This is a genomic window from Rufibacter ruber, assembly GCF_014138425.1.
GTDB classification, from domain to species: Bacteria; Bacteroidota; Bacteroidia; order Cytophagales; family Hymenobacteraceae; genus Nibribacter; species Nibribacter ruber_C.
Genome location: NZ_JACJIQ010000003.1, coordinates 159842 through 184678, shown reverse-complemented (window position 1 = coordinate 184678; position 24837 = coordinate 159842). Strand labels below are relative to the sequence as shown.

Below are 24837 nucleotides of genomic sequence, written 5' to 3'. Positions count from 1 at the left end.
CTGCGCAACCGATTGCATATTTAACACATTTTAAATTCTTTCACAAAAAAAACCTGTTGTTTTTTAGCAGTTTTCTAAAACACCCCTCCCACAGTACATATTTTTAACATATTTTAATCTTACCCTCTTTTCCACAGAAACCCTTTCAATAATCTTTTCCAACCTTTTCCTTCCCCACTTTTATACATTGTATTAATAAATTTGTAATTTGCGCAAACGATTACATCAATCTGCCTAGAATTATGAGCCTACACCACACCACCAGGCACGCCATACACCCGGCTGATGCGAAAGGGTATGACACCCAAAAACTACGGGAAGCTTTCCTGATTGAAAACCTCTTCAGAAAGGATGCGATAGAATTGGTGTACACTTTATATGACCGCCTGATAGTAGGCGGCGTGCACCCCGTGAACTCTCCGGTAAAACTGGAAACAATCCCCACCCTCAGATCAGACAACTTCCTGGACCGCCGGGAAATGGGCATCATCAACGTAGGTGCTCCGGGCACTGTCACTGTAGATGGCCAGGAATTTTCTCTTGAAACGAAAGAAGCTTTATATATAGGCAAAGGTGCCAAAGACGTAGTTTTTCATCCGGCCGCAAACGGTACCGCCTATTTTTATTTCAACTCAGCCCCTGCCCACCACACCTATCCTACTAAAAAAGTAAGTTTAGCCGAAGCGGAAACGGTGGAATTGGGCTCTCTGGAAAACTCTAACCACCGCACCATTAGAAAAGTGTTGATCAATTCTGTGGTAGAGACCTGCCAGCTGCAGATGGGAGTGACCGAACTGAAACCCGGCAGTGTCTGGAACACCATGCCAGCGCATACCCACGACCGCCGCATGGAGGCGTACTTCTACTTTGAGCTTCCAGAAGACCAGACGGTTTGCCATTTCATGGGAGAACCCCAGGAGACCAGACACCTCTGGGTAAAGAACCACCAAGCCATCATTTCTCCACCCTGGTCCATTCACTCTGGCGCCGGCACCTCTAACTATACCTTTATCTGGGGCATGGCCGGTGAAAACCTGGATTACAATGACATGGACAAAGTGGCCCCTACTGATTTAAAATAGTATTACAATGCTGAATTTATTTGACCTTTCCGGGAAAACTGCCCTAGTCACCGGCGCCACCCATGGTTTGGGCATGGCCATGGCAACTGCCCTGGGTAAAGCGGGCGCCACGCTAGTAGTCAACGGCAACACGCCAGAGAAAATGGAAAAAGCGCTGCAGGCGTACCAGGCAGAAGGGCTCACGGTGAAAGGGTATCTTTTTGACGTGACCAATGAAGGATTAGTGAAGGAGAACGTGGCGCGTATTGAGCAGGAAGTGGGCCCAATTGACATTCTGGTGAACAACGCCGGCATGATCAAACGGATTCCGGCACTTGAGATGGAGGTAGAAGATTTCAGAAAAGTCTTAGATGTTGACCTTACCGGACCTTTCATCATGTCAAAGCACGTGGGCAAGTACATGGTGGAGCGCAAGCGCGGGAAAATTATCAACATCTGCTCCATGATGAGCGAACTGGGCCGTGATACAGTCTCTGCGTACGCGGCGGCAAAAGGAGGTCTAAAAATGCTCACCCGCAACCTGGCCACAGAATGGGCCAAGCACAACGTACAGGTCAATGGCATTGGCCCCGGATATTTTGCCACCGACCAGACAGCCCCTATCAGGGTAGATGGCCACCCGTTCAATGAATTTATCATTCACCGCACCCCGGCCGGTAGATGGGGAAACCCTGAGGACCTGGCAGGTGCCACCATTTTCTTGTCCAGCAAAGCCAGTGATTTTGTCAACGGCCAAATCTTATATGTAGATGGGGGCATTTTGGCTACCATTGGAAAACCAAGCAACGAACGGTAATTTTAAGCAACAACTTTTTTAAGTTAGATCTTTAAACTCACTGCTTTTATGGCCACTAAAACCAAAGTAACCATTCATGATATTGCTGAAAAGCTGAATATCACGGCCTCTACCGTCTCCAGGGCATTGAATGACAACCCCAGAATCAGCGAGGTCACCAAGAAGGCAGTCTTGAAAGCAGCCAAGCAGCTGAATTACCAGCCTAACAATATTGCGGCTGCTTTACGCAACGGCAAAAGTTACATCATAGGCATCATTGTGCCCACCGCAGACCGCGCGTTCTTTGCCTCTGTGGTCAGAGGAATTGAGGAAATTGCCAATAAACTTAACTACAAGGTGATCATCTCCCAGTCTTATGACAACTATGAGAAGGAGGTGCAAACCATTGATGCCTTATTGAGTGCACGGGTAGACGGCATCATTGCCTCTATTGGGAAGAACACAGAGAACTTTGACCACTTCAAACGGCCCCAGGAGAAAGGAATCCCGCTGGTTTTGTTTGACCGTACCACAGATGCGCTGGAGGTAAGCCAGGTAATGATAGATGATTACCTGGGGGCCTACAAAGTAGTGGAGCATCTCATACAACAGGGGTGCCGCCGTATTGCCCACTTTACCAGCCCCAAAAAGGTGAGCGTGTTTAAAGAGCGTCTGAGGGGGTACATGGATGCCCTCCGGGATTACGAAATTCCCTTTCAGGAGGAGTTGGTCATCAAGAGCAACCTCCAGCTGGAAGATGGCCGCAGCGGCATGGAGCAACTCCTGCAACTGAAAGAATGGCCAGATGCTGTTTTCTCCGCCAGTGATTACGGTGCCATGGGGGCTATGCAGGTGCTGAAAGAGAGAAAGATTGCCGTTCCTGATGTGATTGCTTTAGCCGGGTTCGGGAATGAGCCGTTCACCTCTTTCTCAGACCCAGCCCTCACCACCGTTGACCAGTTCAGCCTGACCATGGGTAGAATCACCGCCGAACTCTTCTTTGAGAATTTTAAGGCGGGCCCTGACAAAAAATTGGTTCCGCAGAAGACCGTGCTCAAGCCTGAATTGATCATCAGGGGCTCCTCGCTTAAAGCAAAGGCACCCACTAAGAACACCAAAGCATAACAACTATTTCACCTGAAAAAGAGGTCACTCCTCAGAAGCAACCCAATCACCATTAGTAAGCTGAACCGTCAGTTCCAAAAGCAGAAACGTATGCAATCCTTAAACAGAAATACCGCCGGTGTCACCACCACCCACCCAGTGAAAGTCCTTCAATTTGGAGAAGGGAACTTCTTGAGAGGTTTTGTTGACTGGATGATTGACATCCTCAATGAGAAAACCTCCTTTCACGGTTCAGTGGAGATTGTACAGCCAATTGACAAAGGCATTGTGCATCTTCTGAACCAACAGGACGGACTTTACCATCTCATTCTGGAGGGGATTCAGAACGGTGAGGCCACTCAGGAAAGAAGACTTATCACGGCTGTTGCGGGCGGGCTGAACCCATATGCTGATTATGAAGCTTACCTGCAGCGCGGGGAGAATCCAGAACTGGAATTCATCATCTCTAACACCACTGAGGCAGGTATCTGCTTTGACGCCGCTGATACTACGCCTGAGTCCATCCCAAGCAGCTTCCCTGGTAAATTAACTGCTCTGCTGTACCGCCGCTACACATATTTTAATGGGGCCTCAGACAAGGCGCTTACCATCATTCCGTGTGAACTGATTGAAAAGAACGGCGAAACCTTGCGTGACACAGTACTACAGTTTGCCAAACACTGGAACCTGCCAGAGGGCTTCAGCACCTGGATCCAGAATGACACTATCTTCTGCAATACCCTGGTAGACCGCATTGTTCCGGGCTTCCCGAAAGATACGATCAAGGAGATTCAGCAGGAAATAGGCTATGAAGACAACCTGGTGGTGAAAGCAGAGCCCTTCCACCTGTGGGTCATTGAAGCACCCGCCTCTGTGGCAGCGGCCTTCCCTACAGAAAAGGCTGGTCTGCAGGTAAAGTTTGTAGAGGATCTCACCCCGTACCGCACCCGCAAAGTGCGCATCTTGAACGGCGCCCATACGGCCTTAGTGCCGGTTGCCTATCTGCAGGGTTTACGTACGGTGAGAGAAGCGGTAGAAGATGAAAAAGCCGGCAAGTTCATCAGAGAAGCTATTTTTGAAGAGATCATTCCCACGCTTGACCTTTCAGCCCAGGAACTGAACCAGTTTGCCAATGATGTGATAGAGCGGTTCCAGAACCCGTTCATCCGGCATGAGCTGATGTCTATTGCCCTCAACTCCGTCTCTAAATACAAAGTAAGGGTGCTGCCTTCCGTACTGGAGTACATTCACAGAAAAGGCCAGCTGCCACAGCGTCTGCTGACCTCCCTGGCTGCCTTGATCCTGTTTTACAAAGGGGAGTGGAACGGAGAGCAGATCCCATTGAATGACACAGCAGAGGTGTTATCCTTCTTCCAAAGCGCATGGGCCAAAGAAACGGCGGCTGAAACCGTTCATGCCGTACTGGCGAACCAGGACTTCTGGGAAACCGATCTCACCAGCGTGCCTGGCCTGGAACAGGCTGTACAGCAGGCATTAGAAAACCTACAAGCTCAGGAGCAACTGCGCTCCGTTTAGAGGAACCATTTGATACTAAATCCTCCAAAAAGAGACGGCAATTAAAAAAGCTATCTGTTTTTGACCTATTTTCACAAAACTAGCCCAAAAACGCACCTCCAGCAACCGGGAGGCTGCGCCACTTTTTAGGCGGTTTCACTTAATCATAACCTAGATACCATGTCCTTTTTAGACGAAAACTTTCTTCTAGAGACTAAGACAGCCCAAAGGCTTTACCATGAGCATGCCAAACACATGCCCATTATAGATTACCACTGCCATCTTTCCCCGGAAGACATTGCCAATGACCGGAAGTTCCAGAACCTGACTAACATCTGGCTGGAAGGCGACCACTACAAATGGCGGGCTATGCGCACCAACGGCATTGCCGAAGAGTACTGCACCGGAGCAGCAGATGATTACGCAAAATTTGAGAAGTGGGCCCAGACGGTGCCTTACACCATGCGCAACCCCCTCTACCACTGGACGCACATGGAACTAAAAAGGCCGTTTGGCATTGAAAAAGTGCTGAAACCGGAAACAGCCCGTGAGATCTATGACGCCGCCACAGACATGCTGCAGTCAGATGAGTACAGTGTGCGCGGCATTTTAAAGAAAATGAACGTGGAAATCATCTGCACCACAGATGACCCGGTAGATTCATTAGAGCATCACCAGAAAATCAAGACAGATGATTTCGGGCTGAAAGTATTGCCTACTTTCAGGGCAGACAAGGCCATGGCCATTGAAGACGCTGGCTTTTTAGCCTATCTGCAGAAACTGGAGCAGGCTTCCGGGGTCTCCATCTCTTCTTTCCAGGGGCTGCAGGATGCGTTGAAACAGCGTCATGATTTCTTCCATGCCCAAGGCTGCCGCCTGTCTGACCACGGGCTGGAAACCATTTACGCAGAAAACTACACAGACGAGGAAATCAATGCCATCTTCAGCAAAGCCCTGCAGAAACAGGCGCTGAGCAGCGAAGAGGTACTGAAGTTCAAATCTGCCATGCTGGTGTTCCTGGCCCTGATGGACCATTCCAAAAACTGGACCCAGCAGTTCCACCTGGGGGCCCTGCGCAACAACAACACCCGCATGATGCGGGAGTTAGGCCCAGATACCGGTTTTGATTCTATTGGTGATTTTGACGTAGCCAGGCCTCTGTCAAAGTTCATGGACAAACTGGACAACTCAAACCAGCTGGCCAAGACCATTCTGTACAACCTGAACCCGAGCCAGAACGAACTGTACGCCACCATGATTGGGAACTTCAATGATGGCAGCACACCCGGTAAGGTTCAATATGGTTCGGCGTGGTGGTTCCTGGATCAAAAAGACGGCATGGAGCGCCAGATGAACGCCCTCTCTAACATGGGCTTGCTGAGCCGCTTTGTAGGTATGCTCACAGACTCCAGAAGCTTCCTCTCCTACCCGCGCCACGAGTACTTCAGAAGAATTCTCTGCAACATGCTGGGCAACGACGTGGAGAGCGGACAGTTACCGGCTTCAGAGCTGGACTGGATTGGTCAGATGGTGGAGAACATCTGCTACAACAACGCAAAAAACTTCTTCAACTTTTAAGCAGCGGGCATGGGCAAGGTATTATCCTTTGGAGAACTGTTGTTGAGAATCTGCCCAGACGCAGAAGGGCAGTGGCTGCAGGAAAACAGCCTTCCCTTCTACGTAGGCGGGGCAGAACTGAATGTAGCCACCGCCCTTGCCCTCTGGGGTGTTCCTTCAGCGTACCTGACGGCATTGCCAGAGAACTTTCTCTCTGAGCAGCTGATGGGCTATATGCAGGAGCGGCAGATTGACACGTCGCCGGTTGTCCTTCAGGGGGAACGGGTAGGCCTATACTACTTACCCAAAGGCAAGGATGTGAAGAACGCGGGGGTGATCTATGACCGCGCCGGTTCTGCCTTTGCCGGCCTTACCACCGGTACCATCCAGTGGGACTCTGTTTTTGAAGGGGTGAGCTGGTTTCATTTCAGCGCCATTTGCCCCGCCATTAACCAGAACCTGGTAGACGTCTGCGCCCAGGCCCTGCAAGTGGCCACAGCCAAGGGCATCTTTGTTTCCCTGGACCTGAATTACCGCGCCAAGCTGTGGAAATATGGCAAAGAGCCGGTTGAGGTAATGCCAGCCCTGGCAGCGTCCTGTGACCTGATCATGGGCAATGTTTGGGCCGCTAACAAAATGTTGGGAATGCCCCTGCAGGAAGAGCTGGTACAGGACATTGAAAAAGAAAAGCTGGTGCAGCACGCACAGCTTACCTCAGAAGCCATTCTGCGCGAGTTCCCCAAATGCAAAACCGTAGCCAACACCTTTAGGTTTGACCATGGCCAGGGCATCAGGTATTTCACCACCCTTTACCACCAGAACGGGCTGCACGTCTCCCATGAATATGTGGCCGACCAGATCCTGGATAAAGTGGGCAGCGGCGACTGTTTCATGGCTGGCCTCATCTACGGGTTCTACCACGGCAAATCAGCCGCTGAGACGCTAGAATTTGCCACAGCGGCGGCCTTCAAGAAATTGTTCATTCTCAGTGACGCCACCACCAGCACTGTGGCAGACATTGAAGCAACCATCACCACCTATGCAAAATAAAGAAACCGCCCTGCAAGCTATCTTAGACCAGGGACTGCTCCCTCTGTTCTTCTATGAAGACGCTGAAGTAAGTCTGCAGGTCATCAAGACGCTCTACAACGCCGGCATCAGAACGCTGGAATACACCAACCGGGGGCCTGCCGCACTGGAGAACTTCAAGTTTCTGAAATCTGAGCTGAAGGATCTGCAAGACCTGCACCTGGGGATAGGCACCATTAAAACGGTGAAAGACGCAGAAGCTTTTCTGGCGGCAGACGCAGATTACATTGTCGCTCCCATTGTAGAACCGGCTGTTGGGCAACTGGTGGGTGAGGCGGGTATGCTGTGGATTCCCGGTTGCTTCACACCTACCGAGATACATACCGCGCAAACCGCAAAGGCGGCGCTGATCAAAATCTTCCCCGCCAACATTGTGGGTCCGGCCTTTATATCTTCTATCAGGGAACTGTTCCCCGGCCAGCTGTTCATGCCAACCGGTGGAGTAGAAATGGAGGCCGACAATATCAAGGGCTGGTTTAAAGCCGGGGTCTGTGCCGTAGGCATGGGCAGCAAGCTTATCAGCAAAGAGGTACTGGCGCAGCGTCAGTATGAACACCTGCACACACAAACCCAGGAGGCGATCCGGCTGGTACAGGCAAACCGGCCTTAGCGCATGTTTACATCTGTCTTTTGCGCTGCAAATGGGTATCAAAAGAACCTGACATCGCATTTTTCTCCCACCATAGCGCGCTGCTATGCTGCTCAAAAAACGCTTCGTCAGAACCTTTCGCTCCCAAATTTCGCTCGCAAAACCAAAATTTAAACAAGCTCTTAACCCAAACACACAACCAAACGAAACAAACATATGTCTCTAACGCAACAAACAAAACTGGCGGACACCGCCCAGGAGAAGTTGGGCCGTTACCGGTGGACAATCTGCGGGCTGCTGTTTTTTGCCACCACGGTCAACTATCTGGACCGGCAGGTACTCAGCCTTTTACAACCCCTGTTAGCTGAAAAGTTTGGCTGGTCAAACACTGACTATGCCAACATTGCAGCGGTTTTCCAATTCACCTACGCCATCTCCATGCTGTTTGCCGGCCGTATTATTGACCGGCTGGGCACCAAATGGGGCTATGCCTGGGCGTTGATCATCTGGTCACTGGCGGCCATTCTTCACGCGTATGCTGAACCATTGGGCAGAGCCGTGAGCCCCGTTTTCACTGCCATTGGGTTTGCGGCCGTTCCGGTCTCAGTACTGGGCTTCATGGTGGCCCGGGCTTTCTTAGGTTTTGGGGAATCAGGTAACTTCCCGGCGGCCATCAAAGCCACTGCAGAGTATTTCCCTAAGAAAGAGCGCTCTTTTGCCACTGGTATTTTCAACTCCGGCTCCAACGTAGGGGCCATTCTGGCACCGGTTACCGTTCCCTGGATTGCGTCTCACCTGGGCTGGGAATATACCTTCTTTATCATTGGAGCCATTGGTTTTCTCTGGCTGGCCTTCTGGTTCTACTACTATGAGTTTCCAGACAAGCAAAAGAGACTTTCAGCGGCAGAGCGGGCGTATATCAGCAGTGACAGTGAGCCCGTGCTGGAGCCAGACTCCACCGCTTCGGCTGAGAAAGTATCCTGGTTCAAACTGCTTAGCTTTAAGCAGACGTGGGCTTTTGCTTTCGGTAAATTCATGACCGATGGTGTGTGGTGGTTCTTCCTGTTCTGGCTACCGGCTTATTTGAAGGCGCAGTACGGCTTAACAGGAACTGAAGTGATGCTGCCGTTAGGGATCCTCTACAGTATGACCATGTTCGGAAGCATTTTTGGGGGCTGGTTCCCGGTGTACTTCATCAACAAAGGCTACAATCCCTATGAAGGCAGAATGCGGGCCATGCTGGTGATTGCGCTATTCCCACTCCTGGTATTGGCGGCACAGCCGTTAGGGCATATCAGCTTCTGGTTCCCGGTCTTCTTTATTGGCATAGGGGCTTCCGCCCACCAGGCGTGGTCAGCCAACATCTTTACCACTGTGTCAGACATGTTCCCTAAAAAGTCAGTGGCCTCGGTTACCGGTATTGGCGGCATGGCCGGTGGTATTGGGGGCGTGGTAGTGACCAAGGTTGGGGGCTGGCTGTTTGACCACTATGAGAGCATTGGCCAAATTGAAACCGGCTATACCATCATGTTTGCATTCTGCGCCCTGGCCTACCTCATTGCCTGGTCTGTTATGAAATCACTAGTACCTAAGATGAAGCCAGTGGCTCTATAACCACACAATTCTCATAACAAAAAAAGCAGGACAGCAAATCCTGCCTTTTTTGTTATGAAAAACTCTTCATGGAAGCTGGATGTACTTTCTGAAACTGCCGGGCAAAGGCACCCAGGAAAAAGTACTTAACCATTCCATGCCTTCTGTTTTCGGGCTGTTTTTCAGAAAACAGCCCGAAAACAGAAGGCAGGATCTTTGCCGAGGAACGCTCTCTTTCAATACTTCACCAACAACTTCATTACCTCTACCAGGGGGAGTAAAACGCTGTTTTCGGTCTGTTTTTTCAAAAACAGGCCAAAAACAGCTGGCACGGTGTGGGATATTTATAGGATGATTTACTTGTTCAACTTCTTTCTTTTAAAGATTCTTGCCTGAAAACATGAATTTTCAATCAGAACAAGCCATTTACTAAAATTCCTCTTTCAGAAGAGGCATAAATCTGTATATTTGGTAAAACTGAATTCCCACGGCAGGATGCAGAAAGGAACCGTAGAAGAGAGAGTACCTGCGTAACAATGACTTTATCTAATGGATGGATCCGCTATCAGTGCCCTGCAGACATATGACAAGCATGTAGGCCTGAAGTTTCAGCTGTACAACAGCCTTTTTACCGCCCTTCCCTTTCACCGCGTTGAAAAAACCGGCGTGTTGCTGGCTATTTTCCTGATTCACTGTGAAGAAGGCTTCGCCAAGGAACTGAGTCCGAACGAAATCATCACCTCCTTTCTCCAGCAGTACACCAACTACCGCACTGAGCAGGAGCAGACAGACCTGCTCTTCAGGTTTGTGCAGTATGCTGAACGGCAGGTGGTGCTTTTTGACGCCCTGGAAGATGCCGCCTTCCGGGAAATCAACGACATGAATGGCGTGGGTACCTTAAAGCAACTGCAGACGCAGGTGGTGCAGACGGGAACGCAGGAGCAGTTGAAAGAGAAGCTCAAAGACTTCTCTGTGCGCCTGGTGCTCACCGCCCACCCCACCCAGTTCTACCCCAGTGAGGTGCTGGGCATCATCAATGACCTGTCCAAGGCCCTGGTGCATGACCACACGTCACAGGTGAACAGCTACCTGCGGCAGTTGGGCAAGACCCCCTTCTTCAAAAATGAGAAACCCACCCCGTATGACGAGGCCGTAAGCCTGATCTGGTACCTGGAGAACGTCTTTTTCCAGTCGGCGGGCAAAATATTAAGCTACCTCAAAAACCAGTTCCCAGAGGCGGTGACGCCCCAGCAGCCGCTGATCAGGCTCGGTTTCTGGCCGGGCGGCGACCGGGACGGCAACCCGTTTGTCACGGCCCCCATCACGCTAAAGGTGGCCGAAGAACTGAGAGGCTCCATCATCAAGTGCTACTACCGTGAGGTGCGTACCCTCAAGCGGCGCCTCACCTTTAAGGGGGTGTACCAAGAGCTGGTGGAACTGGAAAGCAAACTCTATAACAACCTCTTCATTCCGGGCCATAAAGCAGATATTACCAAAGAAGATGTGCTGCTGCCGCTTCAACAGATCAAGGAAACCATTCTCAGAGACCATAATGGCCTGTTTGTTGAACTGGTGGAAAACCTGCTCAGAAAGGTGGAGCTGTTTGGCCTATATTTCACTTCGCTGGACATTAGACAGGACAGTTCAGTGCACAACGAGTTGGTTGAATGCATTGCCAGGCGCACAGACGCGCTGCCCAAAGAGTATGTACAGCTGAACGAGCAGGAGAAAATCAACGCCCTGCTGCAAGCTACGGCCACCGTAGACCCGGCCGCCCTGGACAGTGAGCTGCTGCAAGACGCCCTGCATACCATTTCGGCCATCAGAACCATTCAGCAGATCAACGGGGAAGACGGCTGCCACCGCTACATCATCAGCCACAGCACCAGCGCCCTGGACATTATGCAGGTGTATGGCCTGTTCAGGCTGCGCGGCTGGCAACCAGAAGATATCACCGTTGACATAGTTCCGCTTTTTGAGACCATAGAAGACTTGCGCAATGCGGCCGGGGTAATGAAAGCCCTCTATGAGAATGAGGCGTACCGGGCGCACCTGCAACGGCGGCGCAACATCCAGACCATCATGCTGGGCTTTTCTGACGGCACCAAAGACGGCGGTTATTTGATGGCGAACTGGAGTATCTATAAAGCGAAGGAAGAGCTAAGCCTACTGGCGAAACAGTATGACCTGCAGGTAGTCTTCTTTGACGGCCGCGGCGGCCCACCGGCCAGAGGCGGCGGAAGAACCCACCAGTTCTACGCCTCCATGGGCAACAACATTGCCAGCAAGGAGATCCAGCTCACCATTCAGGGGCAGACCATCAGCTCCAACTTCGGTACCATTGACTCTGCGCAGTACAACATGGAGCAGCTGGTGCACGCGGGCATCAGCAACGCGCTGTTCAATGCCAAGGAAACCACGTTAACCCCCGCCGAGGAAGAGTTGATCCAGCAGCTGGCCCAGGAGAGTTACCAGGCCTACAGCACCCTGAAGAACCACGCAGACTTCATTGAATACCTGAACTACGCCAGCCCGCTCAAATACTACGGGGAGGCCAACATTGGCAGCCGCCCCTCTAAACGCAAACCGGGTAAACTCAACCTGGATGATTTGCGGGCCGTGCCGTACGTGGGCTCCTGGAGTCAGCTAAAACAGAACCTGCCCGGTTATTACGGCGTGGGGGCTGCCCTGGAGAAACTGGAGGCCGAAGGAAAGTGGGAAGCCATTGCCCAGCTCTACCACCGCTCGCTGTTCTTCAAAACCCTGCTGGACAACTGCGAGATGGCCATGACCAAATGCTTCTTTCCGCTCACCGCCTTCCTGGCCAAACACCCGCAGTACGGTGAGCTCTGGAACATGATTCACGGGGAATACCAGCGCAGCAAACGCTACGTGCTCCGCCTGAGCGGGGCAGAACACCTCATGCAGGACAAACCCGTGAACCTGCAGTCTATCCAGATGCGGCAGCGCATTGAGTTGCCTTTGCTCACCATTCAGCAGTACGCCCTCACCAAAATCAGGGAAATGAATGAACAGGAGCTGGAACCGGCTTCTAAGAAAGTGTTTGAGAAACTGGTGGTCAGATGCTCCTTCGGGATTATCAACGCAGAAAGGAATTCGGCGTAGCCGAAGGCAAAGGAAAACCGCAGAAAACAGGAGCCGCTCAGAGAATTACTAAGCGGCTCCTGTTTTCTGTTTTGGGGCTGTTTTTCTGAAAACAGCCCCTAAAACAGAATGTTAGCCTGTGTTTTATACCCAACGTTGCACCAGGTGATACAGCAACGTGGCGGCCAGTCTGGCGGTACGGCTGTCAAGGTCAAACAGCGGGTTCAATTCTACCACGTCTAAAGACACCACCTTGCCGCTGGCCATGATTTCCCGGAGAACCGGCAGAACCGTGTGCGGCACAAGCCCCATGGCCGTGGGGGCGCTCACCCCCGGGGCATACGCCGCGGCAAACGCATCTAAATCAATGCTGAGGTACACCTTGTCTACCCCCTGCAGGAACTGCTGCACCTTTTTGAGGACCGCAGTGCTTACCCCTGAATCCAGATCCTGCGCCGGAATATAGCTGGCCCCCAATTCTTTGGCTGTCTGAAACAGTTTCCGGGTGTTACCATACTCCTGTATGCCCACGCAGAGGTAATGGAATTCCTGCCCCTTCTGCTGCAGTTCCTGCGCCATCTGCAGGAACGGCGACCCGGAGCTGGGCTGCGGTTTGTCTGTACGCAGGTCAAAATGCGCGTCAACGTTAATAATCCCCAGCCGCTCCCCTTCCTGCATGGTCTTATGAATTCCCAGAAAATGCCCGTAGGCGGTTTCATGCCCGCCCCCCATGACCACGGGTTTATAGCCTTTTTTCAGCAGCAACTCCACTTTACGGCCTAACTGCACCTGCGCCTCCTCCATCTTCTGGTTGGGGCAGAACACATCACCGCCACCGTAGAGGTGCACCTCCTCAGGCAGGTGGTCTGCAAACGAGGCCATGGCTTTCCTGATTTCGGCGGGAGCTTTGGCGGCTCCCACCCGGCCCTGGTTGCGGCGCACGCCTTCATCACAGCAAAAGCCCAGGAACACAATGCCGCCTGAGCCCGCAGGTACGTCCCTTGACAGGTCCAGCAGTTGGATGAGTTGGTTCCAGCGCAGGCCCAATTCACCGTCTTGGGTATCAATCCGGCCTTTCCAGGCATCTTTGTCAGCGGGTTTGTACATATATGGCTTTTTGGGGGATGGCACTTCCAGTCTGGCCGCTCCACCTCCCCTCCGCTACTGCAACAGGCAAACGTAGAACCACCTTTCTGGTTGAAGCTAGCTATTTTTGGGCTGTTTTACCAAAAACAGGTCAAAAACAGGTGATTATTTCGCCACCTTCCGTGCATTTTCTGTCAATCAAAAAATTCTGCAGAAGGGCGGGAAGGCGTACTCAGCACATCTGCCTTCATTTCCATGGGACGTATACGCTACGGGTGGCCCCGGTTTAGAGGCGGCGCCCCCGTTTCCAGATCTGTTGCGGCTTCATCTTTCCCTGAAAGTACAGGATCTCCTGGTAAGTATCTGTGGGAAAGGCAATGAGGTCCCCTAGTTTTCCGGCGGCCAAGCTCCCGCGGTCATGCAGGTTCAGGGCACGGGCGGCTCTCACGGTCAGTGCTGCCAAGGTTTCAGCCATGGTGAGTTTTTGGGCGGCCCCCAGGAGCGCCGCCTGCAGCAACAGGTCTCCCATGGGGGCAGAGCCGGGGTTCCAGTCAGTGGCAATGGCTACGCAGAGGCCGCTGTCCAGCATCTGCCGCGCGGGCGCGTACTGCATGCCCAGCCCTATAGAGGCGCCGGGTAATACAGTGGCCACCACTCCGGCCTCCCGCAGAAGCGCCATTTCAACCGGGGTACTGGCTTCCAGATGGTCTGCGCTTACGGCGCCTGCCAGGGCCGCCACTTGACTGCCCCCCGTGCTGAACTGGTCAGCGTGCACCGTCAGGTCAAACCCCATGGCTTTGGCTGCCTGCAGATAGGCTAGGGATTCTGTTTCTGTAAAAGCGGTGTCTTCAATAAAGATGTCTACCCGTTGCGCCAGCTTTCTCCCCTTTACCACTGGCAGCAGTTCTTTGAGCACATGGTTTAGATAGGCGTTAGACTCAGAGAACTCAGGCGGACGCATATGGGCGGCCAGGCACGTGGGCACCAGGTCCAGTGCGTGCCTCTGGTTCACCTCCTGAATGGCCTCCAGCATGTGTAGCTCATCTGCCACCGTGAGGCCGTAGCCGCTTTTCACTTCGCAGGTGGTAACGCCTTCTTGCAGATGGCGCTCACAGCGGGAGGTGAGCAAGGCCACTAGTTCCTTTAAGTTGGCGGCCCTGGTTTTGCGTACCGTGTCCAGAATTCCCCCTCCGCTGCGGGCAATTTCCAGATAGCTCTTCCCCGCTACCCGCAGGGCATAGTCGTTGGCCCTTGACCCGGCATAGCATAGGTGGGTGTGGGCGTCAATCAGCCCAGGCATTAGGACCATAGGGGAGGTGATTTCCTGCACCTGGTACTGGTTTGCCTGGGCCTGGGCCAGGAGATCTTGATACACGCCTACCGCTTCTATCACCTCGCCCTTGAGCAGCACCCCGCCCTGTTCTACAATTTGCAGCTGTTCATCAGCAATAGGACCTTGGTCTGGAAGCCCCGCCATGGTGATGATTTGCGCGAAGGGACCAATAAGCGTGAAGGGTTGCGGTTGCATGAAGATAAAGCTTTGTATAAAATGTGCTGTTTTGGGGCTGTTTTTGTAAAAACAGCCCCAAAACAGCAAGAACCGGAAACCGGGCAGTACCCAGTCACTACAAGAGTTGAAGGGGGTTATATCTGTAACCCGAATTTAGCTGCGTTCTGCTGCGCCGTTTCATAGCCGGCGTCTGCGTGTCTGTAGATCCCCAAGGCGGGGTCATTGTGTAACACACGGCTGAGGCAGCGGTCAGCGCGGTCAGTGCCGTCTGCCAGAACCACCATGCCTGCGTGTTGGGAATAGCCAATGCCCACGCCGCCACCATGGTGGAATGAGACCCATGTGGCACCGCCGCTGGTGTTGGCCATGAGGTTGAGCAATGGCCAGTCAGACACGGCATCAGAGCCGTCCAGCATCCCTTCGGTTTCGCGGTACGGGGAGGCCACTGAGCCGCAGTCCAGATGGTCGCGGCCAATGACAAGGGGCGCTTTCACTTTGCCTTCGCGCACCAGCCGGTTGAAGAGCAGGCCGGCTTTTTCGCGCTCGCCCATGCCCAGCCAGCAGATACGGCAGGGCAACCCCTGAAACGCCACTTTTTCCTGGGCCTGCTCCAGCCAGTTGATCATGTGGGTGTTCTCCGGGAACAGTTCCTTCAAGGCCTCATCTGTTACCCTGATGTCTTCAGGGTCCCCAGAAAGGGCGGCCCACCGGAACGGGCCTTTGCCTTCACAGAAGAGCGGGCGCATGTACTCGGGCACAAACCCGTTGATCTGGAAGGCGTAGGGCTCGCCGCCCTGCTGGGCAAACTCCCGTAGGTTGTTCCCGTAGTCAAATGTCTTGCTGCCGCGGCGCTGCAGCTCCAGCATGAACCCCACATGACGCGCCATGCTTTTCAGGGATTTCTGGCGGTATTGCTCTGGGTCAGATTCCCGCAGTTGCCTGGCCTCCTCCAGGCTAAAGCCGTTGGGCACGTAGCCGTTGATAGGGTCATGCGCCGAGGTCTGGTCAGTGAGGATATCTGGGGTAATGCCGTCTTGCAGCATCTGCTCCAATACATCGCCAATGTCGCCCACCAGCCCCACTGAGATGGCTTCGCCTTTGTCTTTGGCGGCCAGCACCAGCCGCATGGCTTCACGGTAGTCATAGGTCATTTTATCCAGGTAGCGGGTTTCCAGCCGTTTCTTGATGCGTTCGGGGTCCACATCTACCCCCAGGAACGTGGCCCCCGCCATAGTGGCCGCCAGCGGTTGCGCCCCGCCCATGCCGCCCAGCCCGCCGGTGACCAGCAGGCGGTGGCGCAGGTCGCCGTTGAAATGGATTCGGCCGCAGGCCGCAAAGGTCTCATAAGTGCCCTGCAAGATGCCCTGCGTGCCAATGTAGATCCAGGAGCCAGCCGTCATCTGCCCGTACATCATAAGCCCGCGCTCGCGCAGGTTGTTGAAATGCTCCCAGGTGGCCCAGTGCGGCACCAGGTTGCTGTTGGCAATGAGCACGCGCGGCGCCTCTGCGTGGGTGCGCACCTTGCCCACCGGTTTGCCAGACTGCACCAGCAGGCTCTCGTCCTCTTCCAGCGTCAAAAGCAGCTCCACAATCTTACGGGCATCCTGGGGGGTTCTGGCCGCCTGCCCTATGCCGCCGTACACCACCAGCTTCTCAGGGTTCTCTGCCACCTCAGCCGTCAGGTTGTTCAGGAACATGCGCAAGGCGGCCTCACTCTGCCAGTTTTTGGCGTGCAGCTGGGGGCCGCGCGGCGGCAGGTACACGGGGTGGTTGGCATAGGTCTGAATAAATTCTTCAACAGTGACGGAAGAGGCGGGAATGGCAGCAGTGACTGTTTCCATAGCTTTCAGGGGAGACGGGATTTACAGGTTGACAGATGTTTGAACAACCGTAAGTTAGGGAATGCGGCCAAGGATCGCAAAACAAACCCCTGCTGTTTTCGGGCTGTTTTTCAGAAAACAGGTCAAAAACAGACAAAGCCGCCGCCTCATGTTGTACAAGCCGTCTGGTCTCCTTAACTTCCCCTTGAAACAGTTAAGAAAGAAATGAAAAGTAACTTCAACGGCCTGTTTGCAGGCTCCTTTACGGCCTGGATATTGATAGCGGTTGTTTTTGGCGGCTTGTATGGCTGCCCCAGGTACCGCGTGTACCAGCAGCGCATGGAGGGGGAGGCCGAGCTGCAGCGGGCCACCGCCAACCGCCAGATCAAAACCCTGGAGGCCAAGGCCGAAAAAGAATCTGCATTGTTCAAAGGCGAGGCCGAAGTGATCAGGGCCACCAAAGCCGCCGAGGCCACCAACATCATCAAGTCCAGCCTCTCTGAGGAATACCTGCGCTACCTCTGGATCCAGGGCCTGAGCAACGGCAAAAACGAGGTGATTTACCTGCCCACAGAGGCGGGTCTTCCTATTCTGGAGGCCAACCGTGCCAGGGCCAGGGCCCCGCGCACAGAGGCCGCTGAATAACCATCCAGAAGAAATAGGGATTTAGGTCTGGAGAACCCGTATCTTTGCAGGGAAAATGATGGAAGAGCAAAAAAACAACCCGCTGCACGGCAAAACGCTGGAGATGATTCTGGTACAGCTGGTAGACCATTACGGGTGGGAGGAACTGGGCAACCGCATCAGGATTAACAGTTTCACCCATAACCCCAGCATCAAGTCAAGCCTCACCTTTCTGCGCAAAACGCCGTGGGCACGGGAGAAGGTGGAGTACCTGTACCTCAAGACCTTCCGGTAAGCGGCACTAAACCGCTGCCGGGGCTGTTACAGCTTTATCTATCAGTTCTTTCTTCTGAAATTACCAGGGGTACCGTGTGAAGGAGTGATACTTCTCTTTCAGCCGTGAACCCCATCACCTTACAACTGCATGTCTCAAGACACCAACCTCAGGCTTAATAAATTCATCAGCGACTCGGGCTTCTGCTCGCGCCGTGAGGCCGACCAGTACATTGAAGAGGGCCGCGTGACCATTAACGGGAAAGACGCCAAGAAAGGCGCCACCGTAAAAGCCGGCGATAAAGTGGCCGTTGACGGCGAGGCCATCAGGTCTAAAAAACCGTCTGACCGCCCCATCTACCTTGCCTTCAACAAACCCACCGGCATCACCACTACCACAGACCCTAAAGACAAGAAGAACATCATTGACTTCATTGGCTTTCCTAAACGGATCTTCCCTATTGGCCGCCTTGACAACGCCTCAGAAGGGTTGATCTTTTTGACCAATGACGGGGACATTGTGAACAAAATTTTACGGGCCGATAACAACCACGAGAAGGAATACGTGGTGATGGTTGACAAAGTGATCACAGATGACTTTGTGAAGCAGATGAGCGGCGGCGTGAAGTTGTTTGAGGGCATCACCAAAAAATGCACGGTTTACCAGCAGGGCGCCAAGGTGTTCAGAATTGTGCTGACGCAAGGCTTGAACCGCCAGATCAGACGCATGTGCGAAGCCTTGGGCTACAAAGTGGTAAAGCTGAAGCGCGTGCGCATTATGACGGTGCAGCTGGGTGACCTGCCCGAAGGCCACTGGCGCTACCTCACCCTGGAGGAAATCAAATCTATTAACAAATTGGTGGCGGGCTCCTCCAAAACCGAAGAGGCCTCTTCCTGGTCTAAGGAAGCCGGCAAAGGCGGCAAGAAAAACGCTGAGGATGAGTACGAGGCCCTGCTGCACGAGGAGGAGTTTGGGGTAAAGGTGCACCAGGTGAAATCTGCCCCCCGTTCTACTTCCAGCGGCCCGTCCCGCAACCCCAAAGCCCGCTCTGAGCGCAGTCCCCGGCCAAAAGCCGAGGGCGGTACCTCTGCCCGCCCTACCCGTTCCAGCCAGCCAGCCAGCGGGAAAAACCAGAAGAAGAAATCTGAGCATACCTCTAACCGCACAGAAAGAACCCCCAGGGGCGAAGCTTCTGGCCGCGGCGGGGCAAAGTCTTCCTCAGTGCGCCGCACCAAACCCGCCGCTGACCAGACCGCCAAAAGAGGCACCAGAGGCCGGGGCAGACGGTAATTTCAGGAGCTTTTTTTTATTGCACCCTGTTTTGGGGCTACTTTTAGAAAAGTAGCCCCAAAACAGGGTTTTCTTTTTTATGTGTACCCTGAGACGGTACAGAAAAAGAGAAGGAATAGTCAATAAGTTTTACTTTCTTTAAGAGCAATGTTTCAATAGGTTATGCTCTGCCTCCTATTCTATCCCTATTATATAATTCATTTTTGTACCCATTGTTATTCATCAATTAAATAAAAAATCCCATGTCGGCACCAGGTTCTGTTCCGTCTTATGAAGGTATTCCATATTCACCGTATTTTCCCTTCCCAAAACCAAATCTACTTTCTTCTGCAAAAAGGATAAAATCCCTGCTACTAAAAGCAACTGTTCTTCTGCTAACGTTCATCTGGACCACTCAGGTGGATGCCCAAAGCGTGACGGGTTGGGAGATAGTAGGTGCTCCCGGATTCTCTGCAGGATCTGTTACGACCACCTCACTAGCGGTTTCGCCTACAGGTACTCCTTATACTGCTTTCCGTGACGCGGCCAACCATAACAAAATTACAGTTATGAAGTTAGTGGGGCAGGTCTGGGAGGTGGTAGGCACGGCAGGCTTTTCTTCTGGTGAAGTAAAGGATATCTCTTTGTCTGTTGATGGCAGAGGAGAGGTGTATGTAGCTTTTCAGGACGAAGGAAACGGGAATAAAGCCCAGGTCATGAAGTATCAGGGTTCCCATTGGGTTTCACTCAGTTCCTCTGATGTGTCAACGGGTATTGCCAACGAAATTTCTCTTGTAGTATCTTCTACCGGCGTTCCGTTTATAGGCTTTTCTGATGAGAGCAATGGGTACCGCACCACCGTTAAAAGATTTAATGGCACCAGTTGGGAGTTGGTAGGAGCTGCCGGTTTTTCAAGTGGCTGGGTGTATGATGTAGACATTACCTTAGACGCCAATAACCAACCGTATGTAGTTTACCGTGATCTGGCTTGGGGCTTAAAAGCCTGTGTGATGAGGTATACCGGCAGTGCGTGGGTTCCAGTAGGGCAGCCAGGGTTTTCTCCGGGTGCGGCCCTGGAGACTTCTATTGCCCTGGGAACAGGCGGGAACCCTTATGTAGCCTTTCAGGATGCCTCCAATGGTCATAAAGCATCTGTCATGCGGTTTAATGGCACTAACTGGGTAAATGTAGGAAGCCTTGGTTTCTCAGCAGGAGCAGCCAACCAACCCACCATGAAAATGGGGCCTTCCTCTATGCCCTACCTGGCTTATAAAGATGAAAGCCTGGGCGACAAAGTGACTGTGATGAAGTTCACAGGTTCTGGCTGGGAACCACTGGGGCACCCGGGCTTCTCAGAAGGCGTGGCAGATCATCTCTCTTTTGCCATTGAAGCCACCGGAAAACCATTGGTCATGTTCCAGGATGCTACCAGAGAATGGAAAGCAACGGTGATGAAATTCATGGTAACAACCTCTCCCCTCATCACCTCACAGCCCAAAGACCTCTCTGTTACAGCTGGGCAATCTGCTTCTTTTACGGTCACGGCCAAAGGTGAAGGAACAATGACCTACCAATGGCAAATGAGCAGGGATAACGGACAGACCTTTTCTGATATTTCAGACGGAAAAATCTACCAGGGCACTTCCACTGCTACCCTTACCTTACGGCAGGTACCTTATTCCCTGGATTATTACAGGTTCAGGGTGAAGGTAAGCAATGGCTTTACCTCCACGTCTAACATTGCTTATCTTTTGGTATCAATACCAGAAGCAGATCCATCATTGGTTTGGCAACCAGTCAGTGACCTGCCAATTTCAAATAACGGGGCAAGTCATCTTTCTTTGGCAGTTGCAGAAGAGAACGCTCCCTATCTGGTCTTTTCAGATGAGCACGATCATAATAAAGCCTCTGTTAGAAAGCTTACCCCTTCTGGCTGGCAACCTGTAACCTCAGCCAACATTTCACAGGCTGAGGCGGCATTTAACCAATTGGCTTTGAAGGGCAATACGCCGTATGTGGTCTTTCAGGATTACAATCAGGGCAAAAAAGCCACGGTCATGAAACACAATGGAGCAGACTGGGAGCCCGTGGGCAGCCCAGGTTTATCCAGTGGGGTGGCAGAGTTTACCAGATTAGCGTTTGACCCTGCGGGCATTCCATTGGTTGCGTATCAGGAGGGAGGTTCAGGGAAAGCCACAGTAAAGAGATTCACAGGCACCTCCTGGGAAAACGTGGGGCCAGAAGGGTTCTCCACTGGTTCTGCCTCCTATCTTTCCTTGGCTTTTGACACCAAAGGCATGCCCTACGTGGCCTTTCAAGACGGTGCCTACAGCAATAAGGCATCTGTCATGCGATATGACGGTACCCAATGGGCTTATGTAAGTCAGGCGGGTTTCTCCAGTGGTGCAGCAGCAGAACTCTCTTTGGCAATAGATGCAAATGACGTACCACATGTCGCATTTCAAAACCAAGCCGCTGGAGACAAAGTCAGTGTGATGCGGTTAACTGCAAATACCTGGTCTAATTTCTGGGTTTCCACTATCACAAGCGGAGCCGCTAAGGATATCAGTTTAGTGCTGGATAACTCCGGCATTCCGCAGGTCTCTTATACAGATGTAGCCAATGGAAATAAGCCTACCATAAAGCGTCCTTACAGTGCTGGCTGGTTCAATGTAGGTGACTTAGCCTACCTACCGGGTACTGCCAGCTACACCACTATTGCTTTGGATCCTGTTGGTACTCCTTACCTGGCGTTTCGCAATCTCTCTGACGGTGGCAAACCCGTAATGATGAAGTATGCCTTTATGGCACCACCAACAATTACCGCCGGACCTGAGTCTAGGACCTTAACAAGTGGACAATCTACTACCCTACGTGTAACTGCCACTGGTAACGGTGTCATCTCTTATAAATGGCAGTTGAGTACCAATGGGGGCACCTCCTTTACAGACCTCTCCAACACCGGTATGTTCCAGGGGGTAACTACGCCTACTCTTTCGCTCTTCAACGTACCCTTGTACGCCAACGGGTACCAGTTTAGGGTGCTGATAAGCAATGGAGTAGTAACTACCTCTGACAAGGTTGTTTTAACGGTACAGGACCAGATCACAGACCACAGCAAATTCTGGCAAGCCGTAGGCCCTGCTGGTTTTTCAGCAGAGATGGTTTCCCTCCCGCATCTGGTGTTAGACAGTGAGGGTATTCCTTACATGGGGTATGTTGACTCCTATTATGGGAATAAAGGAACTATTCAAAAATTTAACGGCACCAGCTGGGATGCGGTGGGAGTACCCGGTTTCACCGAAAACGAGGTCAGGAATTTTTCATTTGCCATTGACAGGAACAACAAACTCTACTTTGGGGGATATACTAAAGTAGAAGACGGTTACAGAGTTAACTGGTACTACAAAGTGGCCGTGTATGACGGGAGTTCCTGGACTTACCTGCCTCAAACCTTCTGGTCAGTAGAGGCCATGGGGGTGGCACCAGATGGCACCATCTACCTTGCCATAAAAGATGATACCAGGGAGAATAAACTGACCGTACACGTGTATAACGGTACTACCTGGGAAACCATAGGCCAGCAGGGCTTTTCAGAGGGGAGGCCGATCTTTCCTTCCTTTGCGTTCGGACCTGATCATACTCCCTTTCTTACTTTTTTAGACGCAGGGAAAGACTACCAGGTCACAGTCATGAAACTTGCAGGCTCCACCTGGCAAACCCTAGGTCTGACTTCTAACTTGAAACATGCTTCTCAAAGCTCCCCTGCCTTAGCTGTTGATAAACAAGGCACCCCTTATGTAGCGTATATTGACAAAGAGTTCAATGAGCGGGTAACTGTCAAAAAATTCATCAATGGTTCCTGGGAAACTGTTGGCAGCCAGGGCTTTTCCCAGGGCTATGCCGGCACAGTTGCCTTAGCCATTGATATAGATGGCAATCCTGTGGTGGGCTATACGTTAAAAGATAATAAAGATAAAGCCGCCAGTATGAAGTTTACCGGGTCCCACTGGGAACCGGCAGGCAACATTGGTATTTCTGAAATATATACCTCAAGACCAGTGATGGCAGTAGATGTAAACGGAGTCCTCTACATGGGGTATGCAGACGGGATAAAGAATGGGCGGGCTACTGTTATGAAATTTGATACCACTACGCCCCCTGTCATTACGGCACAGCCAACCTTTAAATCCTTTATGGCTGGACAAAGCACCACCTTGTCTATAGTTGCCACCGGTGACAAGCCGCTTACCTATCAATGGCAAGTAAGTCATGACCTGGTAAAGACCTTTGTTGATATAAAAGACTCAGAACTATATTCTGGTACAGACGCACCTACCTTACAAATCAATCAGGCACCTCTTTCTCTGAACAGGAAGTACTACCGTCTCCTGGTGAAAGATGACGCCGTAACCACCTCTCAGTCCATAAGTTTTTCCGTGAGCGCGCCCTTCTATAGCAGTACCAAAAGCTGGGATACGTTTGATACTTCTTTCTCAGAACAGGGTGTAACGGCCTTAGATGCCTCTGGCAATCTTTATGTGGCGCTTGTCAACAGTGCAGGAGACCGTAAAATTACGGTCAAGAAGTTACTAAATGGGAGCTGGCTGGCCCTTGGGCCTGAGCGTTTTTCAGACGGAGAAACAGTAAATGGGAGCGTTCTTCTGAAGATAGATAAAAACGGTATCCCATACCTTAAATACAATTATTTAGATCACACTAGCAGCACCCCATTAGTAAAGACCGCGGTGATCATGAAATACAACGGGAACGCGTGGGTACGGGTACATGCCTGGACCTCTGAAGACATAGAAGGGTCTTATGCCTTTGACCAGAACTTTACCCCCTATTTAGTCTCCCTCTCTAACCTTGATGGCTACAACAACTCAGAGGTCACTGTTAAAAAGCTTGTAAATAATTCCTGGACAATTGTGGGGGAACCTGGCTTCTCCAAAGGCAGAGTCTATGGTAATGCTTTAAGTTTTGACTCACAGAACACCCCTCACATAGCCATAACAGAATTTAGCGGGCAGAAAGTATCAATGATGAAATTTAATGGGTCTAAATGGGTGTATGTGGGCAAGCCCGGCTTTTCCTATCCTGACGTTCTTGTTCCACCCACCAAAACCACAGAAGCCACTTCTACAGTCTTTGATGCAGCAGGCACCATTTATACAGCATTCAAAGGGAACGGCGGAAATGCAGAGGTTATGCGGTATACTGGCCAAAAATGGGAAAACGTGGGGCCAGTAGAAATCTCTGACTACCCAGTGAAGTTTCTTTCCTTGCAGCTTGATAAAAACGGGGTGCCTTTTCTGGGGTATAGCCAGGGAAGCAAAAACGGCTACGGAACTCCTGAAGAACCTTTTATTATTAAAAAGTTTAATGGACAGGAGTGGGAGAAACTGGGTACCCAAAAGTTTGGGGCTGATATCACCAATGACTACAAGTTCTTTGCATTGAATAGAAATGATATTCCGCTTGCCGGTTATTACAACTACAAAACCAAGCGGTATATACTTGAAAAATATGGAGATGCTGCTCCTTTGGCGTCATCTGAAGAGGTAGGGAATGAGTTTTTACAAGTGTTTCCTAATCCAGCCAGTGCGCATCTCACCATCAACACCCCGGCCAACACCATTACCTCCATCAGGTTACTGAACAGCCTGGGGGGCACTGTTCTCACCCATCAGGGGGGCACCGGCAAAGCCACCCTCAACCTTAGCGGTTTAGCACCTGGTATATACATTGCTCAAATATCCGTAAAAGGGCAAGTATATTCCCGGCGGGTGGTAGTGGTGGAGTAACTACTCTTGCCAGAATATGCTTCCCCAAAAGATGTAGC

General features: G+C 51.9%; 16 protein-coding genes. 13 read left to right on the top strand and 3 right to left on the bottom strand.

Going from position 1 to position 24837, the window contains the following annotated elements; all coding sequences use genetic code 11:
* The first annotated feature begins 242 nt into the window (after positions 1 to 242).
* The 9 genes from kduI (at position 243) to FHS90_RS04985 (ending at position 12430) form a co-directional block, all read left to right on the top strand.
* Positions 243 to 1082 (top strand): 5-dehydro-4-deoxy-D-glucuronate isomerase, encoded by an 840-nt coding sequence (kduI, locus tag FHS90_RS05025; RefSeq protein ID WP_182512185.1) that lies wholly within the window; start codon positions 243 to 245, stop codon positions 1080 to 1082.
* A 7-nt stretch (positions 1083 to 1089) separates the two neighbouring features.
* Positions 1090 to 1878: a gluconate 5-dehydrogenase gene (locus FHS90_RS05020; RefSeq protein ID WP_182512183.1), complete on the top strand. Its 789-nt coding sequence runs from the start codon at positions 1090 to 1092 to the stop codon at positions 1876 to 1878.
* A 48-nt stretch (positions 1879 to 1926) separates the two neighbouring features.
* Positions 1927 to 2982, top strand: coding sequence for a LacI family DNA-binding transcriptional regulator (locus tag FHS90_RS05015; RefSeq protein ID WP_066837466.1), 1056 nt, complete (start codon positions 1927 to 1929; stop codon positions 2980 to 2982).
* Between the two features lie 90 nt (positions 2983 to 3072).
* Positions 3073 to 4497 carry a tagaturonate reductase gene (locus tag FHS90_RS05010; RefSeq protein WP_066837468.1) on the top strand — a complete coding sequence of 475 codons (1425 nt, stop codon included), beginning with the start codon at positions 3073 to 3075 and terminating at the stop codon, positions 4495 to 4497.
* A 159-nt stretch (positions 4498 to 4656) separates the two neighbouring features.
* Positions 4657 to 6054, top strand: coding sequence for a glucuronate isomerase (uxaC, locus tag FHS90_RS05005; RefSeq protein ID WP_182512180.1), 1398 nt, complete (start codon positions 4657 to 4659; stop codon positions 6052 to 6054).
* Between the two features lie 9 nt (positions 6055 to 6063).
* Positions 6064 to 7083 carry a sugar kinase gene (locus FHS90_RS05000; protein ID WP_066837474.1) on the top strand — a complete coding sequence of 340 codons (1020 nt, stop codon included), beginning with the start codon at positions 6064 to 6066 and terminating at the stop codon, positions 7081 to 7083.
* Entirely contained in the window at positions 7073 to 7732 is a 660-nt protein-coding gene (locus FHS90_RS04995; protein WP_182512178.1) for a bifunctional 4-hydroxy-2-oxoglutarate aldolase/2-dehydro-3-deoxy-phosphogluconate aldolase, read from the top strand. Before FHS90_RS05000 ends, FHS90_RS04995 begins: the two co-directional genes overlap by 11 nt.
* Positions 7733 to 7927: 195 nt before the next feature.
* Positions 7928 to 9325: an MFS transporter gene (locus tag FHS90_RS04990; RefSeq protein WP_182512176.1), complete on the top strand. Its 1398-nt coding sequence runs from the start codon at positions 7928 to 7930 to the stop codon at positions 9323 to 9325.
* Positions 9326 to 9853: 528 nt separating this feature from the next.
* Positions 9854 to 12430 carry a phosphoenolpyruvate carboxylase gene (locus tag FHS90_RS04985; RefSeq protein ID WP_066838557.1) on the top strand — a complete coding sequence of 859 codons (2577 nt, stop codon included), beginning with the start codon at positions 9854 to 9856 and terminating at the stop codon, positions 12428 to 12430.
* 123 nt (positions 12431 to 12553) lie between these two features.
* Here the strand turns inward: FHS90_RS04985 and hutG are convergent, their stop codons facing one another.
* The 3 genes from hutG to hutU form a co-directional block, all read right to left on the bottom strand.
* The gene (hutG, locus tag FHS90_RS04980; protein ID WP_066838560.1) at positions 12554 to 13516 is read right to left on the bottom strand and encodes a formimidoylglutamase; all 963 of its coding nucleotides are present in this window, start codon (positions 13514 to 13516) and stop codon (positions 12554 to 12556) included.
* A gap of 265 nt (positions 13517 to 13781) precedes the next feature.
* Positions 13782 to 15023, bottom strand: a complete 1242-nt coding sequence (gene hutI, locus FHS90_RS04975; RefSeq protein WP_182512174.1) for an imidazolonepropionase — start codon at positions 15021 to 15023, stop codon at positions 13782 to 13784.
* A gap of 116 nt (positions 15024 to 15139) precedes the next feature.
* On the bottom strand, positions 15140 to 16846 hold the full coding sequence (hutU, locus tag FHS90_RS04970; RefSeq protein ID WP_182512172.1) for a urocanate hydratase: 1707 nt from the start codon (positions 16844 to 16846) through the stop codon (positions 15140 to 15142).
* A 204-nt stretch (positions 16847 to 17050) separates the two neighbouring features.
* On the opposite strand from hutU, the gene FHS90_RS04965 reads away from it, so the two are divergent.
* The 4 genes from FHS90_RS04965 (at position 17051) to FHS90_RS04950 (ending at position 24799) form a co-directional block, all read left to right on the top strand.
* On the top strand, positions 17051 to 17470 hold the full coding sequence (locus tag FHS90_RS04965; RefSeq protein ID WP_182512170.1) for an SPFH domain-containing protein: 420 nt from the start codon (positions 17051 to 17053) through the stop codon (positions 17468 to 17470).
* Positions 17471 to 17525: 55 nt separating this feature from the next.
* Positions 17526 to 17744: a VF530 family protein gene (locus FHS90_RS04960; RefSeq protein WP_066838572.1), complete on the top strand. Its 219-nt coding sequence runs from the start codon at positions 17526 to 17528 to the stop codon at positions 17742 to 17744.
* A 129-nt stretch (positions 17745 to 17873) separates the two neighbouring features.
* Positions 17874 to 19013 (top strand): 23S rRNA pseudouridine(2604) synthase RluF, encoded by a 1140-nt coding sequence (rluF, locus tag FHS90_RS04955; RefSeq protein ID WP_182512168.1) that lies wholly within the window; start codon positions 17874 to 17876, stop codon positions 19011 to 19013.
* Between the two features lie 548 nt (positions 19014 to 19561).
* On the top strand, positions 19562 to 24799 hold the full coding sequence (locus FHS90_RS04950) for a T9SS type A sorting domain-containing protein (RefSeq protein WP_182512166.1): 5238 nt from the start codon (positions 19562 to 19564) through the stop codon (positions 24797 to 24799).
* Positions 24800 to 24837: the final 38 nt, after the last annotated feature.

Coding starts and splice junctions, on each gene's coding strand:
- FHS90_RS04950 (WP_182512166.1), top strand. CDS start 19,562: ATGAAGTTAGTGGGGCAGGTCTGGGAGGTGGTAGGCACGGCAGGCTTT.
- FHS90_RS04995 (WP_182512178.1), top strand. CDS start 7,073: ATGCAAAATAAAGAAACCGCCCTGCAAGCTATCTTAGACCAGGGACTG.
- hutG (WP_066838560.1), bottom strand. CDS start 13,516: ATGTACAAACCCGCTGACAAAGATGCCTGGAAAGGCCGGATTGATACC.
- rluF (WP_182512168.1), top strand. CDS start 17,874: ATGTCTCAAGACACCAACCTCAGGCTTAATAAATTCATCAGCGACTCG.
- FHS90_RS04985 (WP_066838557.1), top strand. CDS start 9,854: ATGGATGGATCCGCTATCAGTGCCCTGCAGACATATGACAAGCATGTA.
- FHS90_RS04990 (WP_182512176.1), top strand. CDS start 7,928: ATGTCTCTAACGCAACAAACAAAACTGGCGGACACCGCCCAGGAGAAG.
- hutI (WP_182512174.1), bottom strand. CDS start 15,023: ATGCAACCGCAACCCTTCACGCTTATTGGTCCCTTCGCGCAAATCATC.
- FHS90_RS04960 (WP_066838572.1), top strand. CDS start 17,526: ATGATGGAAGAGCAAAAAAACAACCCGCTGCACGGCAAAACGCTGGAG.
- FHS90_RS05020 (WP_182512183.1), top strand. CDS start 1,090: ATGCTGAATTTATTTGACCTTTCCGGGAAAACTGCCCTAGTCACCGGC.
- kduI (WP_182512185.1), top strand. CDS start 243: ATGAGCCTACACCACACCACCAGGCACGCCATACACCCGGCTGATGCG.
- FHS90_RS04965 (WP_182512170.1), top strand. CDS start 17,051: ATGAAAAGTAACTTCAACGGCCTGTTTGCAGGCTCCTTTACGGCCTGG.
- uxaC (WP_182512180.1), top strand. CDS start 4,657: ATGTCCTTTTTAGACGAAAACTTTCTTCTAGAGACTAAGACAGCCCAA.
- hutU (WP_182512172.1), bottom strand. CDS start 16,846: ATGGAAACAGTCACTGCTGCCATTCCCGCCTCTTCCGTCACTGTTGAA.
- FHS90_RS05015 (WP_066837466.1), top strand. CDS start 1,927: ATGGCCACTAAAACCAAAGTAACCATTCATGATATTGCTGAAAAGCTG.
- FHS90_RS05000 (WP_066837474.1), top strand. CDS start 6,064: ATGGGCAAGGTATTATCCTTTGGAGAACTGTTGTTGAGAATCTGCCCA.
- FHS90_RS05010 (WP_066837468.1), top strand. CDS start 3,073: ATGCAATCCTTAAACAGAAATACCGCCGGTGTCACCACCACCCACCCA.